The 15,050-nt window shown below is 36.4% G+C and carries 9 protein-coding genes; 4 read left to right on the top strand and 5 right to left on the bottom strand.

The window, feature by feature from the left end; genetic code table 11:
* Positions 1–2 precede the first annotated feature (2 nt).
* The 4 genes from J2W95_RS14415 (at position 3) to J2W95_RS14400 (ending at position 4,181) form a co-directional block, all read left to right on the top strand.
* Complete coding sequence (locus J2W95_RS14415) at positions 3–1,373, top strand: FGGY-family carbohydrate kinase (RefSeq protein ID WP_310008232.1); 1,371 nt, start codon at positions 3–5, stop codon at positions 1,371–1,373.
* A 94-nt stretch (positions 1,374–1,467) separates the two neighbouring features.
* Positions 1,468–2,211, top strand: a complete 744-nt coding sequence (locus tag J2W95_RS14410) for a (Fe-S)-binding protein (protein WP_310008230.1) — start codon at positions 1,468–1,470, stop codon at positions 2,209–2,211.
* Entirely contained in the window at positions 2,201–3,595 is a 1,395-nt protein-coding gene (locus J2W95_RS14405) for a lactate utilization protein B (protein WP_310008228.1), read from the top strand. The genes J2W95_RS14410 and J2W95_RS14405 overlap by 11 nt, the downstream gene beginning before the upstream one ends.
* Positions 3,588–4,181 carry a LutC/YkgG family protein gene (locus J2W95_RS14400; RefSeq protein ID WP_310008226.1) on the top strand — a complete coding sequence of 198 codons (594 nt, stop codon included), beginning with the start codon at positions 3,588–3,590 and terminating at the stop codon, positions 4,179–4,181. The genes J2W95_RS14405 and J2W95_RS14400 overlap by 8 nt, the downstream gene beginning before the upstream one ends.
* A gap of 491 nt (positions 4,182–4,672) precedes the next feature.
* Here the strand turns inward: J2W95_RS14400 and J2W95_RS14395 are convergent, their stop codons facing one another.
* From J2W95_RS14395 to J2W95_RS14375, 5 genes are all read right to left on the bottom strand, one after another.
* On the bottom strand, positions 4,673–6,175 hold the full coding sequence (locus J2W95_RS14395; protein WP_310008223.1) for a RagB/SusD family nutrient uptake outer membrane protein: 1,503 nt from the start codon (positions 6,173–6,175) through the stop codon (positions 4,673–4,675).
* A 26-nt stretch (positions 6,176–6,201) separates the two neighbouring features.
* The gene (locus tag J2W95_RS14390) at positions 6,202–9,261 is read right to left on the bottom strand and encodes a SusC/RagA family TonB-linked outer membrane protein (protein WP_310008221.1); all 3,060 of its coding nucleotides are present in this window, start codon (positions 9,259–9,261) and stop codon (positions 6,202–6,204) included.
* Between the two features lie 221 nt (positions 9,262–9,482).
* A complete protein-coding gene (locus tag J2W95_RS14385) occupies positions 9,483–11,819 on the bottom strand; it encodes a glycoside hydrolase family 3 N-terminal domain-containing protein (protein WP_310008219.1) in 2,337 nt (778 codons plus the stop codon).
* Positions 11,820–11,993: 174 nt separating this feature from the next.
* Positions 11,994–13,037: a GntR family transcriptional regulator gene (locus J2W95_RS14380; RefSeq protein ID WP_310008217.1), complete on the bottom strand. Its 1,044-nt coding sequence runs from the start codon at positions 13,035–13,037 to the stop codon at positions 11,994–11,996.
* A gap of 254 nt (positions 13,038–13,291) precedes the next feature.
* Entirely contained in the window at positions 13,292–14,950 is a 1,659-nt protein-coding gene (locus J2W95_RS14375) for an alpha-L-rhamnosidase-related protein (protein ID WP_310008215.1), read from the bottom strand.
* Positions 14,951–15,050: the final 100 nt, after the last annotated feature.

Here is a 15,050-nt window from a genome sequence, read left to right as displayed (position 1 = left end):
TTATGAATAAAGTAAATGCTGTATTTGATATAGGAAAAACGAATAAAAAGTTTTTTCTATTTGATGAAGACTATAATGAGGTGTATCGTGATTATGTGAATTTACCTCTAACAGTTGATGAAGATGGATGCGAAACGGAAAATCTTGAAATGTTACGTCATTGGATAAAAGATACTTTTGACGGTATTTTAGAGGATCCTCGTTTTGATGTAAAGACTTTAAATTTTTCTTCTTATGGTGCTAGTTTGGTACATCTTGATTATAAAGGAAAGCCTTTAACGCCTTTGTATAATTACATCAAAGAACTGCCTCAGGAAGTGTCTGATGCTTTTTATAAGGAATACGGAGACCCTTTGGATATTGGAGCGGAAACAGCTTCTCCGTCTTCGGGAATGCTAAATTCAGGGACGCAATTGTACTGGCTTAAACAAACAAAACCAGAACTATTTGCACAAATAAAATACAGTTTGCATCTGCCACAATATCTTTCGTATTTGTTTACCGGTATACCCGTGAGTGAATATACCAGTATTGGATGCCACACTAATTTATGGAACTTCAACGAAGAGGATTATCATCGATGGGTACATGCCGAGGGAATCGATAAAATTTTACCTCCAATTGTTCCTTCCTCAGCTAGTATTAACACCACTTACAAAGATAAAAAAATAAAAATAGGCGTTGGAATACACGACAGTTCTTCGGCTTTATTGCCTTATATTTTGAGTAAAAAGAAACCTTTTCTTTTACTTTCTACAGGTACTTGGAGTATCGCCCTTAATCCTTTTAATTCTGAAAGCTTGAGCAGAGAGGATATTGCCGATAACTGTTTAAATTATTTAAGAATTGATGGAAAGCGCGTGAAGGCTTCTCGTTTTTTTATGGGGAATGAGTACCGTTTGCAAGTAGAAAAGCTTTGTGAGTTTTACCACAAGGAATATGGATACCATCGTGATGTCAAATTTGATCAAGCTATTTATCTAGGACTAATTGAAAAGCCGGCCGTTTATTTCAAATTCGAAGGAATCTCTTTGAAGCGCCTCCCTCATGAAACAGAATTGGAACCTTTTGATACTTTTGAAGAGGCCTATCATCAATTGATGATTGAGTTGATGGAACTTCAAATTGACACCATTAACAGAGCGATTGGAAACAGCAAGATCAAGAGAATTTACATTGATGGTGGTTTTACCGATAATGACGTTTTTATGAAATTAATGGCTCATCATTTTAGTTCATACAAAGTTTTATCTACTCATTCTCCGTTAGGTTCTGCTTTGGGGGCGGCAATGGTTATCTCGGACAAACAAATAACATCCAGCTTTTTGAAAGAAAATTATAGAATGAAGAAGTTGGTTCCTTTATTATTTTAATTATGTAATGAGCATAGCTGTTAATTGGTCGCAAGCACCGATTAGCAGCTATGCTCATTGTATATGACCGATAAAAAACAATAAATATCTACATATGAAAATTGGACTTTTTATACCCTGTTACGTTAACCAATTTTATCCAAAAGTAGCTATCGCCACTTATGAATTACTTCAAAAGTTGGGATGTACTGTTGAGTTTCCGCTGGATCAAACCTGTTGCGGACAGCCTATGGCCAATAGCGGATATGAGCATTTGACCAAAGGCTGTGACAAAAATTTTATAGACAATTTTTCTCCATATGATTATATTGTATGTCCTTCCGGAAGTTGTGTGCTGCATGTCAAAGAGCATTTACATGACGAAAAACGTGAAGAGTTGGCTTTCAAAATGAGAAAAAGTGTTTTTGAGCTAACAGAATTTATTACTGATGTTCTAAAGATCACTGAAATAGAAGGGAGTTTTCCTCATACTGTTGGCATGCATCAAAGTTGTCATGGGCAACGAGGGTTGAAGCTTTCGCAAATGAGTGAATTAAACGCACCTTTCTTTTCAAAACCAAACCAATTACTGAGTAAAATTCGAGGATTGGAATTGGTTTCATTATCCAGAAAAGATGAATGTTGTGGTTTCGGCGGAACTTTTTGTGTTACCGAAGAAGCAGTTTCCGTAAAAATGGGGCAAGACCGTATAAAAGATCATAAAAAACAGGGAGTAGAATATATTACAGGAGGAGATATGTCCTGTCTGATGCATTTGGAAGGGATTCTAAAAAGACAAGAAAGTGATATTAAAATCATTCACATTGCTGAAATATTAAATTCTTCTTATGAAAAGTAATTTAGAGCATAGCGAAGCTGCAGCAGTATTTAATAAAGATAAACAGCGTGTTGATTGGCACGACGAAACACTTTGGTTTGTTCGCGAAAAGCGTGATAAATCGGCGCATCAGACTCCAGATTGGGAATTACTGAGGGAAACGGCCTCTCAAATCAAGAATAATGTACTTTCAAATATCCACAATTATTTGGTGGAATTTGAATCGAATGCCCTCAAGAACGGAATCATTGTTCATTGGGCAGCCGATGGGAAAGAGCATAATGAGATCGTGCATTCGATAATGGAAAAGCATGGGGTTACCCAAATGGTGAAATCAAAATCAATGCTTACCGAAGAATGCCACTTGAATGAATACCTGACCGAAAAGGGAATTGATGTGATCGATTCGGATTTGGGAGAACGAATTGTTCAGCTCAGAAAAGAACCACCCAGCCATATCGTTTTGCCGGCAATCCATCTAAAAAAGGAAGATGTCAGCGAAACTTTCCATCAGCATCTTGGAACTGAAAAAGGAAACAACGACCCACAATATTTAACCGAAGCCGCACGATTGGACCTCAGGGATACTTTCCTAACCAGAAAAGTGGCTTTGACAGGAGTGAATTTTGCCATTGCCGAAACCGGTGAAATTGTAGTATGTACCAATGAAGGAAATGCCGATATGGGTGCTCATCTAGCCGATGTACATATTGCCTGTATGGGATTTGAAAAAATTATTCCGCAACGCAAGCACTTAGGCGTTTTCTTAAGATTATTAGCCCGAAGCGCAACAGGGCAACCTATCACAACTTTTTCGAGTCATTTTAAAAAACCCCGAGACGGGAAAGAAATACATATTGTGATTGTGGACAACGGCAGAACAACACAATTGGGGAGAGAAGATTTTAGAAATTCGCTGAAATGCATTCGTTGTGGCGCCTGCATGAATACTTGTCCAGTTTACAGAAGGAGTGGGGGGCATAGTTATCATAATGCGGTTGCCGGACCAATTGGATCTATTTTGGCGCCTAATTTGGATATGGCTAAAAATGCAGATCTGCCGTTTGCAAGTACGCTCTGCGGTTCCTGCACCAATGTGTGTCCGGTAAAAATTGATATTCACGACCAATTGTATAAGTGGCGTCAGGTATTGGTAAAAGAAGGACATACCCCAACGACCAAAACTGTTGCGATGAATACAATGGCAGCTGTATTGGCAAGTCCGACTGTATTTAATGCGGCTGGAAAAATGGGAAAATTTGTGATGAAAAATGCTCCCGGTTTGGTTAATAATAGCTTAAACAAGTGGTATGATCAGCGTGAAATGCCTGAAGTTCCGGAGGAATCATTTAGAGATTGGTATAAGAAAAATTCAAGAGAATCAAAAGGTAAAAACAATGAGTAGTAAAGCCGAGATATTACAAAAAGTAAAACAGAATCAGCCGGAATTTGTCAGCGAATTGCCCGATTTGAGCGTTTTGGGTCTGGAATCTTTTGATATACTCGAAAAATACAACACCGTTTTAAAAAGTATTGGAGGGGATTTTGTTGAGGTTTCAGATTATCAAGAGATAATTGACTTTGTTAAGAATAATTATCCCGCTGAGAAAAGAATGATCACGACCATTCCCGAATTGGCGGAGATTGCAAAAACAGACTGGTTAAACGTCGATCCGCATTCTTTGGAAGATGTGGAACTGACGCTGGTTAAAGCTCATTTTGGAGTTGCCGAAAACTCGGCACTTTGGGTTACTGATGATATAGTGGGACAAAGAGTTTCTACGTTTATACCTCAATATTTAGCTATTGTTGTCAATAAAAAAGACATCGTGGCAACTATGCATCAAGCCTATGAGCGCATCGGAAATCAAGAATATGGTTTTGGGACTTTTATTGCAGGTCCATCGAAGACTGCGGATATTGAACAATCATTAGTTTTAGGTGCTCATGGAGCAAGAGGATTAACAGTATTTATAATGGATTTAAAATAATTAATTTATTCAAAAAAAGTCATTCGCAGTTATAGATGCGATGGATAAATAAAAAATGGTTCCTCAATAAAAAACAATGCCGCTTTCTTTAAAGGAAAGCGGCATTGTTTTTTATTTTTAGTTAATTTTTATTTTCAGTTAATTTTTAGTTTTTTAATAATCCTACTATTTTCGCCGAGGATTTTAATTGAATAGACTCTAGTGGGTAATTGCTCTATATTTATCGTTTGGACCATGAAGCGTTTTTTTACTGGTATACTGTATTCTAAAATTGACTATTCGGATAAAGGGTTTGATTACTGCTTAATGCTTCATTTTAAAAGGTCATAAGCTGCAACTCCAGGGTTAGTTTTATAGCAATTAGAAAAATTTATTTCCATAATGCATTGGTTTTTAGTTAATAGTGCTTGAAAAGCACAAAATATTATGGCCTAAAAAAAGCCACTACAACCGAATGGTTGTAGTGACTTCTAACTCAAAATTAATTTATCTTAATATCCAGTGTTCTGCTTGAAATTAGGATTGATCCTCATTTCACGTTCAGGAATTGGAAATAATAAGTGTTTCTCGGATACATTATAACCAGATGCAGGAGGATTTACATTTGCTGGAAAATAATAATCCTGAGGGTTAGCTTTTATTTTTATACCCTGCGCATTCATAACCTGTATTGCTTTACCCGTACGAACTAAATCTATCCATCTTTTGTTCTCGAATGCAAGTTCAACACGTCGTTCCTGCTGAATCAAGTCACGCAATTGTGTTTGCCCAGTAGTTGTTATAGGAGCCAAGCCAGTACGGGAATTTGCATGAACCATATTCAGGTAGGTAAGCGCTTCCGGTTTACCTTGCTCATTTGCCGCTTCAGCTAAGAATAACAATACTTCAGCATATCGATAAACAGGCCAGTCGTTGTTTGTATTCGGGGCTATTGCAGAGCTAGTAACATACTTTTTAATATAAGGAATATTGGTGTAAACATCGCCTGTATAAAAAGCAATGGATTTCTCTTTACGAAGGTCACCTGGTTCGTAGGCAGCAATCATTTCAGGAGTTGGAGTGTTCCAGCCTGCATAACTGTTAGTATTACCGCTAGGAAAACCTGGGATTACACCTGGGTCCGGTAAAATAGGCAAGAAGTTGTAGGCAAAATTACTAGCTGAATTAGCCGTTGGAGCATCAAAATATTGGATTTCAAAAATTGATTCAGCATGGTTTTTGTTTGCAGGATCATAAATTGCAGCATAATCTGATAGTAATGAATACCCCTGAACCTTCAATAATGCAGCTTCAGCTTCAGCCCATTGTTTTAAAATAATATGAGCATTCCCCAATAAGGTGTATGCTGCACCATTAGCGACAAAGCCAGGTTCCTGAGCTGCCTTTGTTGGCAACAGTTGTCCTGCCTCAGTTGCATCGGCAATAATTTGTGCATATATCTCTTCTTTCGGACTTTGTGATTTAATAGCTTCTGCGTATGAAGTTGGAGGTGTCAAAGTCAACGGCACATCACCAAAGTACTGAACAAGATCAAAGTAAGCAAATGCACGCATAAACAATGCTTGGCCTTTATAATTGTTTTTCTGGGCTTGATCAAAATCGGCACCATCTATTTTGCTGAGGATTTGATTGGCACGACCGATGATGATGTAATCATTTTGATATTTATTACTTGCTGCTCCACCATTTGAATCGTCAATAAATTCATCAACATATTCGCGGTCAGCATATCCACGATTGGCAAAATTATAAATGAAGACAGTATTATCAGATCTCATTTCACCCATTGCCCATGCACCGCTATCAGCTAAACCAACGCCATACAAATTCCTTAATGGTACGTACATTCCAACAGTAGCCAATTTGAAATCAGTATCGGTCTTGTAAAAACTTTCAGCCGACACTACCGTTTCTGGTAGTTTGACTAAAAAATCATCCGCGCAGGATACTGATAGTACCATCGCCGAAACTGCTGTTAATATTTTAATTTTCATGCTATTTATATTTTAGAAATTTGTTATTAAAAGTTATAATTTACTCCAAGTGCAAAAGTTCTTGGTACAGGATATGTTGTATTGTCAACACCGGTAAACATACCTGAACCGGCAGATACTTCTGGATTATTGCCAGGATATTTTGTAAATACATACGCTTGCTGAATGCTTGTGAAAACTCTCAGACCTTTCAATGCTGATACATTAGAATCGTTGAAACTATAACCAAACGTTATGTTTTTAATGGTTAGGTAGCTTCCGTCATACAAGAATGATGAATGAGTCCAATCTCTTTCTGGACCCGTGTTTCCAACAACAGTACCATATTTACCATCACCAGGATCCGCTTCAGATTTCCATCTATTAGCAACATCTGTATTTACATTGAAGGCCCCATCAAGATTTGCATTAAATTGCTGAATGGTGTTGAAAATTTTGTTTCCAACAGCACCTTGACATACAATTGAAAGGTCAAAACCTTCATAGTTCATAGTACTTGTAAAACCGAAACTATACTTAGGAGCAGAATTACCTATTATAGTCTGATCTCTGGAGTCATTCGTCACAATTCCGTCACCATTGACATCCTTAAATTTAACACTACCCAAACTGGCACCTTCATGTTTTGGAGAAGCATCATATTCTGCCTGCGTTTCATAAATACCGTCCCATACCAAACCATAGAATTGACCTAGTGGCTCACCTACTTTTGTAATAGTTCGGTCTCCATAAATTGAAGCGTTAGCAGTTCCTAATTCTAATGCCTTATTTTTATTAAAAGAAATATTAAAATCAGTGATCCATTTGAATTTACCATCAAAATTTACTGTAGATAAAGAGAACTCATGTCCCCAAAATTCTATTTTACCGATATTTGTTGTGTAATTGAAAAATCCTGATGAAATTGGGATGTCAACTGCGTATAATAAATTATCGGTAACTTTTTTATAATAATCATAGTTAATACGGATACGATCGTGAAAGAAATTGACGTCTAAACCAGCATCTGCCTGGGTAGAAGTTTCCCAGCCCAAATCAGTATTATTAAGTCCAGCTAGACTGCTACCATTTAATAATTGGTTGTTGAATGGGTTATTTGTCGGTACAATATTGGCGTACTGTGTGTAATTTCCAATGTTATTGTTTCCTGTTACACCATAACTTCCACGGATTTTAATAAAAGAAACAACATCATTTTTCGGAATGAATGACTCTTCAGAGGCAACCCATCCAACAGAAGCGGAAGGGAAGTTACCCCATTTATTGTCAGCACCAAAACGAGAGGAACCATCACGACGAATAGCGCCAGAAAAAATGTATTTATTTTTGTAGTTGTAGTTAACTCTGGCTACCATTGAAGCAAGGCTCCAATCTTGGATCCATTCAGGATTACCAGGAACATTTGTCGATTTTGTTATAACTGTTGCAGCACTTAAAGACTCTATTCTATTATCAGGATATCCTGTTCCTGAAAAATAACCGCTTTCTGAATGAGCTGCCTGGATAGTGTAACCCGCAAGCACATCAAAATTATGGTCACCAATAGATTTGTCGTATGCCAAAGTGTTTTCCCAAAGCCAAGAATAGGCGAATTGGTTACTGTGAGAACCATTGATACGAGTAGCATCAGCTTCATTTGGAGGGTTGAAAATGCTTCCTGCAGTTGAAGGAGAAAAGAAGTCACTTACAGAACTACCCATGTCAGCACCAACAGTTGATTTAAAAGTTAAATCTTTAATTGGCTTAATCTCAACAAAAGCATTAGTAAGTAATCCTAAATTTGATGAAGTATTTTTAACAATCTTAACCTGGTTGTACCAGTTAGGAGAAGCAGCAGTACCGTATTCCCAACCCACACTTAATGGGATAGTACCATCTTCATTTATGTATGGAGCTAATGGATTAGTCAATAAAGCTGACTGTACTATACTTGGAGAATTGTACCAGATACCATCACTTTGAGGCGCTTTACTGTGGCTGTATGTTGGAGCAACGTTTGCTCCTACTTTTACTCTATCATTAAATTTGTATTCAGAATTCATTCTAAGGGAAATCCTGTCATAGCTTGAGTTCAGTAATACACCTTCCACTTTATTGTACCCTCCTACAACGGAAGTGCTGAATTTGTCACCTGATGATGAAAAAGAAAGTGAATAATTGGTGATTGGTGCGTCACGGGTAACTGCTTTAAACCAGTCAGTACCTTCTCCGTATTGTTCAGGGTTGGCGTACATTTCTGGAACAGACTGCCCTCTTTCGAGTGCAACTTCTTTTTTGAATTGTGCAAATTCTCTGGCATTCATCATCTCAGTCATGTTCTCGGTTGGAACTGACTGCATTCCTGTGTAAACAGAAAGGGATAATTGGCTTTTTCCAGACTTCGCTCTTTTAGTCGTAATCAAAACAACCCCATTTGAAGCTCTAGAACCATAAAGTGACGTTGATGATGCATCTTTCAATACGGATATAGATTCGATTTCATCAGGATTTATGTTTGCAAGATTTCCTTGTAATGGAAAACCATCGACTACATACAATGGATCACTTCCAGCTGAGATTGATGCAGCACCACGAATTCTGATAGTTAGGGCCGCTCCAGGAGTACCTGTGTTTTGTGTTATTTGCACACCGGCTAGCTTACCTTGTAGTTTTTGACCTAGTTGTGGTACAGGTAAATCTCTTAAGCCAGTTACGTTTAAAGTTTGCACAGCACCTGTCACATTCTTTTTTCTTTGTGTACCGTAGGCAACAACAACTACCTCTTCAAGAGACTTAGTATTCGATTCAAGAACTACTTTTACATTTGTTTTGTCGCCTACATTAACTTCTTTGTCCTGATAGCCTACAAATGAAATTACCAAAGTTGCATTCGAAGGAGCACTAATTGTGAAATCACCGTCGAAACTAGTTGAAGCACCAACATTACTACCTTTAATTATAACGTTTGCACCAGGTATATTTTGCCCTGAATTGTCCTTTACGTTTCCAGTAATAGTTTTGTTCTGAGCGGATGCTAACGCGACCACAAAGAATAGAAGAAGCAATGACAAACAATACTTCTTTGGGATTAGCAATAATTTTTGCATAATAAATAAATGGTTAATTAATTAATGTTTTTTTTTGAATTATAGTTCAATATTAAAAGAAATCGATGTAGAAGCTATCCTGTACTGTTATGCCCAAGTTAAAAAAAACTTAAAAACTCAAAAAATGGTAGGTTTTTAAAGGGATTTCTATGCTTTTTAAAAAAAAAATAATCGCCTCAGAATTTCTTCTAAGGCGATTATTTCAAAGTTTTTTTTTCTTTTTAGTTTGAATGCGTTTCTTTCAAATCTATATCTAACTTAAATGAATCATGAACCTTTTCTCCAATTGTTTCAGTCTGAAGTTCAAAGGATGCAGACTCTCTTATATCTGTTGAAGAGCTACCAATTTGTATATTGTAAATGCCTTTTTCGGCTATCCATGCAGACTGACTCTCAACAAATGATGATAGGTCACTTACTTTTAATATAAATGTTATGGTTTGAGATTCACCAGGGTTAAGTATTTTGGTCTTCGCAAAACCTTTTAGCTCAGAATATGGCTTGTCAGTTTTCAACGCTGGTGCAGATAAATAAAGTTGAATAGCTTCCTTACCAGCTTTCTGCCCTGAATTTGTGATTGCGATACTCACTGTAATTTCTTTATCAAATGTTTTGCTGCTTAAACTAATATTTGAGTATTTGAAATCTGTGTAAGATTTTCCAAAACCAAATTCGTATGAAGGTTTAACCCCGAAAGTATTGAAAAAACGGTATCCTACATAAATTCCTTCTTCGTATGAAACATCTTTAGGATTGGCTGCTGGTGTTCCTAACCAATTAGCCGCAGATGGATGATTATTATAATCAACTACAAATGTCATAGGCAGTTTTCCAGAAGGATTCACTTTGCCGGATAATACATCGGCAACTGAATTACCGCCTTCCTGTCCAGGAAGCCATGCTACAAGTATACCGTCAACTTTGTCTTTCCAACTTGCAGTTTCAATCGCACCGCCAATATTTAATATCACAATTACTTTTTTACCTTGAGCATGAAATGCTTTTGATACTTTGTTAATTAACGATATTTCGTCTTGTGCTAAGTAGAAATCTTCACTTATTTGACGGTCTGCATTTTCGCCTGAATTTCTTCCAATTGTAATAATTGCAATGTCGGATGAAGCTGCCTTGGTATTAATTAAAGAAGTTTCAAGTTCCAGTTCAGGCATTTTTTTTGGAGTAGCCAATATTCCACCGGATTTTTCACGACGATCATTTTCTTTTTTAAATTCATTTGCCACAAATGGTATATACAAATCTGCCAGATTCTGGTCAATGGCATAACCAGCATTTTTTAGACCATCAAGTAAAGAAACAGAGTAAGCCTCATTTACATCACCACTACCAGTTCCTCCAGAAATGAAGTTATAAGAAGTAATTCCGAATACAGCTGCTGGTGCAGTATGAATAGAATAAGGTAAAACATTGTTTTCATTTTTCAATAAAACCATCCCTTCTGTTGCGGCTTGTCTGGTTATAGCGGCATTAGCCTTAAGGTCTGGATTATTGGAATATTTTTGTTTTTTGAAAACAGGTGATTGCAACACGGTTTTTAAGATTCTTTTAATGCTATTGTGTACCGCTTCATTTGAAATTTTCCCATTTTTAATGGCGTTAACAAGTTTGTCATGTTGCAGTTGCATTCCGGGCATCATTAAGTCATTGCCAGCCTCAACCTGTGCTACCACATTACTGGCGCTGTTTCCGAGACTTTCAAAACTTTCATATCCACCAAACCAATCGCTCATTACAAAACCTTTAAATCCCCATTCTTCACGAAGAATATCTGTTAGAAGATCTTTACGTTCGGATGTGTAAGTACCATTTACCTTATTGTATGAAGACATTACAGTCCATGGCTGCGCTTTTTTTATAGCTATTTCAAACCCTTTAAGATAGATTTCGCGCATAGCTCTGTGGCTGATGTGCTCATTTATAGAAAGTCTGTTGGTTTCTTGATTGTTGGCCGCGAAATGCTTTATTGAGGTTCCTACACCATTTGATTGAACACCTTTGATATAGGCTGCTGCAATTTCACCTGCAATAAGAGGGTCTTCAGAGTAATATTCAAAATTTCTTCCATTTAAGGGATTACGATGGATATTAATTGCAGGAGCGAGTAATACATCAGCTCCATATTCTTTTACCTCATTACCAATTGCTTTACCAACTTGTTCTATAAGTTCAGTATTCCACGTGGATGCAAGTGCAGTACCGACTGGAAAAGCAGTTGCATAATAGGTTTTGGTGTCATTAGGTCTTTTGGGTTCAATTCTTATTCCGGCTGGTCCATCAGCTAGAATTAAGGCAGGTATGCCTAATCTTTTAATGGGAAAAGTACCTCCTGCAGCACCAGGCACGCGCAATCTTGGTTCTCCATTTAGCACTGGGCCGTGCATTTCTGCCCCGAGTAACATACTTGCTTTTTCTTCTGGAGTCATTGCGTTGATAACAACGTCTATTGGGGCTTTACCAAGTTGGGGAGTTTTTTGGGCATTTACTTGCAGTTGTAAAAATGTGGCAAAGATGACCATTGTCTTTATCTTAGCTTTAATCATAATCAGTATTTTTTATTGGGTTAATTAATAAAACATTTGGATTGTAGTTCCATAGTTGTTAAAAATCTATAGAGTTACAATCCAAAAAATAATTATCCAAACTTATTTAGTTCTTAAAGAACCTGCATCCTGTAGTGTGCTGTGATGGCTGATGTCTGAAAAGCGTTAGTCAAATCAGAGTGAATTTCTTTCGATATATTTAAAAACATTTTTGACACTTTCTTTTTTATTCTTCAAAACCATGTATGCGGCTGATTCGCCCATAGCTTTAAAATCAGTGCTGATGACTGTAATGCCAAGAAGTTCTTTTAAAGGGGTTTCGTTGTAAGATATAATTCCGATGTCTTGTCCTAAAATTAAATTATTGGAACGCACTTGACGTACTAAGTTAACCAAATCTCTTTCCTGAATGGCTATGTAAACATCCTTGCTTGTCAATTCCATATCTTCATATATTTCCTCTAATATTTCAAAATCAAAATCGTATTCTTGACAGAATTGTTGGAAGCCATGCAGAATTCGACGGGGATATGGATTTGCTGATTTGGTAGGGTAAACTAAGATTATCTTTTCGTACTTTCTTATTTTTTCTAGTCCTTCTTTCAGTGCGTTATAGATGTCTTTTTTGAAATCTTGATAAATCGTCCCATATTTGCCTTTGATTATAGGCTTGGTATTATCCAACATAATAAGTTTATCTTTAGGAATCTTTTCAACAATTTTGATCACATCATCTGTATAGCTGACATGATTTGAGTTGATGTCTCTAAAGTGCGGCATTATAACATAATAATCATAAGCGCCGAGATTTCTTTCCAATGCATTTATAAACAAATATTCATCGCAATGATATATATACATATTCACATGTGCATTAATGCCTATGGCATCAACAAATGAATTGTAGATTTCCATTTTGTAGGTGCTTGGCTTGTTAACCAGGAAAAATATATTAAGTTTTGAAATCAGATCCGTTTTGGTGGTATAATATCCCTTTCCTTTAACAGATTCGATGATTTTACGTTCCTTTAAATTTTTATAGGCTTTTTCAACGGTGTCTCGTGATAAATAACAGGATTCGCTCAGTTCATTTATAGAAGGGATTTTTACGCCTATCTTTATCTTACCTTTAGCTATATCAGCAATAATGGAGTCTACAATTTGCTTGTATTTTGGAATACGGGAATCTTCATTTATTCTAATTTCAATTGATTTCATAAGTCGTGCTGCATAAATGAATTTGTGGTTGCTAAAAAGGCATAAATGCAAAATTATAATTTAATTATTTAAGCCCGGCTAAAAACAATATCAAGAATTATTATAAATTATTTAAACGAAGAAAAGCGGCTTTACCAAGATGGTTTAACCGCTTATACTTTGTTAATTTAGTGATCATAATCTAAAAAAACTTACTAACTCAAACAAATTGTCTATTATGTTTTTTATCTCATTTTTCATTAAACGAAGCTGTTTTATTCCTTTTGAAAAATATTTGGATATTTTCGAATAAAATAAACAGAGGTACAGCTCCATGCATGGCAATAACTGTTCATAGGGTAAAAACCATAAGGAGAAAGCTGTTCATTTGTTGGATCATAAACTTCCCAGAATGTATCAGCTCCTTTTTTAACCATTCCACCCCAATAATTCTCCACTATTGATTTTGCATCCTGTGTAAGTCCACAATCAATTAATGCCTGTACGTAGAAATGATACATATAAGGCGCGCCTGGTTTTACTGCATCTTTATATTGCTGCAATGCTTTCATGACCTTTTGCGCTTCTTTGTCTTTAACAACTCCCGCTAAAATTAACCAAGATTGAGAAGCGTAAGAAACTTGACGACTTGCGCCACTTGTAAACAAACCTAGTTTTTTATCAAACAATTGAGATTTTGCTCCGCTAGACATTTTTGATATTAATCCTGGAAGCTGGTTAACTTCTTTTTCTTTACCAAGTAATTTTGCAAGACTAAGTGTTTCTTTCATAGAGTAAATCATTATACCCTGTAATGCTGCCTGTCTGTCTAATTTTTCATTCCAATCAACAAAAAGCCACCAGCCATCTTTTGCTGCTTGGGCCGCATTAAAAACTCCGTTAACATCAAGATACTTGGAAATGTTGTCCATTTGACGTTTGGCAACCGGCCATAAATCATTTGCAGTTTGTTTATCATTTGTTGCGACTAAATAATCTTTCAGAGCGACATTATATAATAATGAATAATCGAATAAAAATGGTGAACCTACTTGAGCATGTGGTTTAGGAGTTTCAAATACATTACAGTATAAGAATCCATCTTCCTGCGCTAATCCTGCTAATAAATAAAGGCATCGTTTTGTCAGACTGTGCTGTTTGAAGGAGTAAATGTTTGCTTGCGATTCAAGAAATAAATCACCAATCCATAACCTTCGATCGCGTTTAGGACCATCTTCATATACAGTCTGCATACATTCTTTAAGAGTATTTAATCCTATTTTATCAACCTTTGCAATTAATTCAGATGTTGTGGAGGCAAGAGGACTTGGTGTAGTCGATACTGAGGTGGTCGCTTTTACAAAACAATCAGTAAGAGCGAAATCAAAATATGGTGAACTTCCTAATACTTCCACTTTTACATATCTAAAAGCCAATCTTCTTGGGATGGTAATAGTCGCAGGAAATTCAGTCACGGTAACTATTTCATCTTGAAGCCATGCTCTGCTTAATCCGCCATTATAGGGATCAAAAGGAACCGCTACTTCAGAAGGCACTTCACCGAAGGTAAATTTTAGACGAACAGGTGCATCGGCTGTACTTTTTAATGTTTGCAAAGAGAAGGTGAAATATCCAGTTAAATGTTCTCCAAAATCTAGTACTGTACCGGATTGCTTTTTTAAAGAAGCGGTATACAAAACTTCTGGTTTTCCATTTGGGTTTGCTTTATATCCTTGAAAAGCTATTGGATCAGCGATAATATTGGTTAATGAAACGGGATGTTTGATCGTTTCTATAAGTTTTGGTTGGTTTTCTTCAGCAATCTTTAGCCACTGTTCTCTCTTTTGTGTAGAATAAAAGTCTTGTGCAAGAAGGGGTGTTGAGAAAATTAATAGAAGAGCTAATTGGAAAATTTTTTTCAATGATTGAATCATATTCTTGGTTTTTAGATATTAATGAGAACGAGAAACTAACTAAGCACATATTCTATAACTCAGTAGTTTTAGTTAGTGATATATTTTTAATCAAATATAG

Source organism: Flavobacterium granuli, from assembly GCF_031456055.1.
GTDB classification, from domain to species: Bacteria; Bacteroidota; Bacteroidia; order Flavobacteriales; family Flavobacteriaceae; genus Flavobacterium; species Flavobacterium granuli_A.
The sequence above is the reverse complement of the archived record's forward strand: the minus strand, read 5'-3'. Positions and strand labels throughout refer to the sequence as shown.

Excerpts from the sequence above, each read along its gene's own strand:
- J2W95_RS14400 (WP_310008226.1), top strand. The coding sequence starts at position 3,588 with ATGAGTAGTAAAGCCGAGATATTACAAAAAGTAAAACAGAATCAGCCG.
- J2W95_RS14410 (WP_310008230.1), top strand. The coding sequence starts at position 1,468 with ATGAAAATTGGACTTTTTATACCCTGTTACGTTAACCAATTTTATCCA.
- J2W95_RS14380 (WP_310008217.1), bottom strand. The coding sequence starts at position 13,037 with ATGAAATCAATTGAAATTAGAATAAATGAAGATTCCCGTATTCCAAAA.
- J2W95_RS14385 (WP_310008219.1), bottom strand. The coding sequence starts at position 11,819 with ATGATTAAAGCTAAGATAAAGACAATGGTCATCTTTGCCACATTTTTA.
- J2W95_RS14415 (WP_310008232.1), top strand. The coding sequence starts at position 3 with ATGAATAAAGTAAATGCTGTATTTGATATAGGAAAAACGAATAAAAAG.
- J2W95_RS14390 (WP_310008221.1), bottom strand. The coding sequence starts at position 9,261 with ATGCAAAAATTATTGCTAATCCCAAAGAAGTATTGTTTGTCATTGCTT.
- J2W95_RS14405 (WP_310008228.1), top strand. The coding sequence starts at position 2,201 with ATGAAAAGTAATTTAGAGCATAGCGAAGCTGCAGCAGTATTTAATAAA.
- J2W95_RS14375 (WP_310008215.1), bottom strand. The coding sequence starts at position 14,950 with ATGATTCAATCATTGAAAAAAATTTTCCAATTAGCTCTTCTATTAATT.
- J2W95_RS14395 (WP_310008223.1), bottom strand. The coding sequence starts at position 6,175 with ATGAAAATTAAAATATTAACAGCAGTTTCGGCGATGGTACTATCAGTA.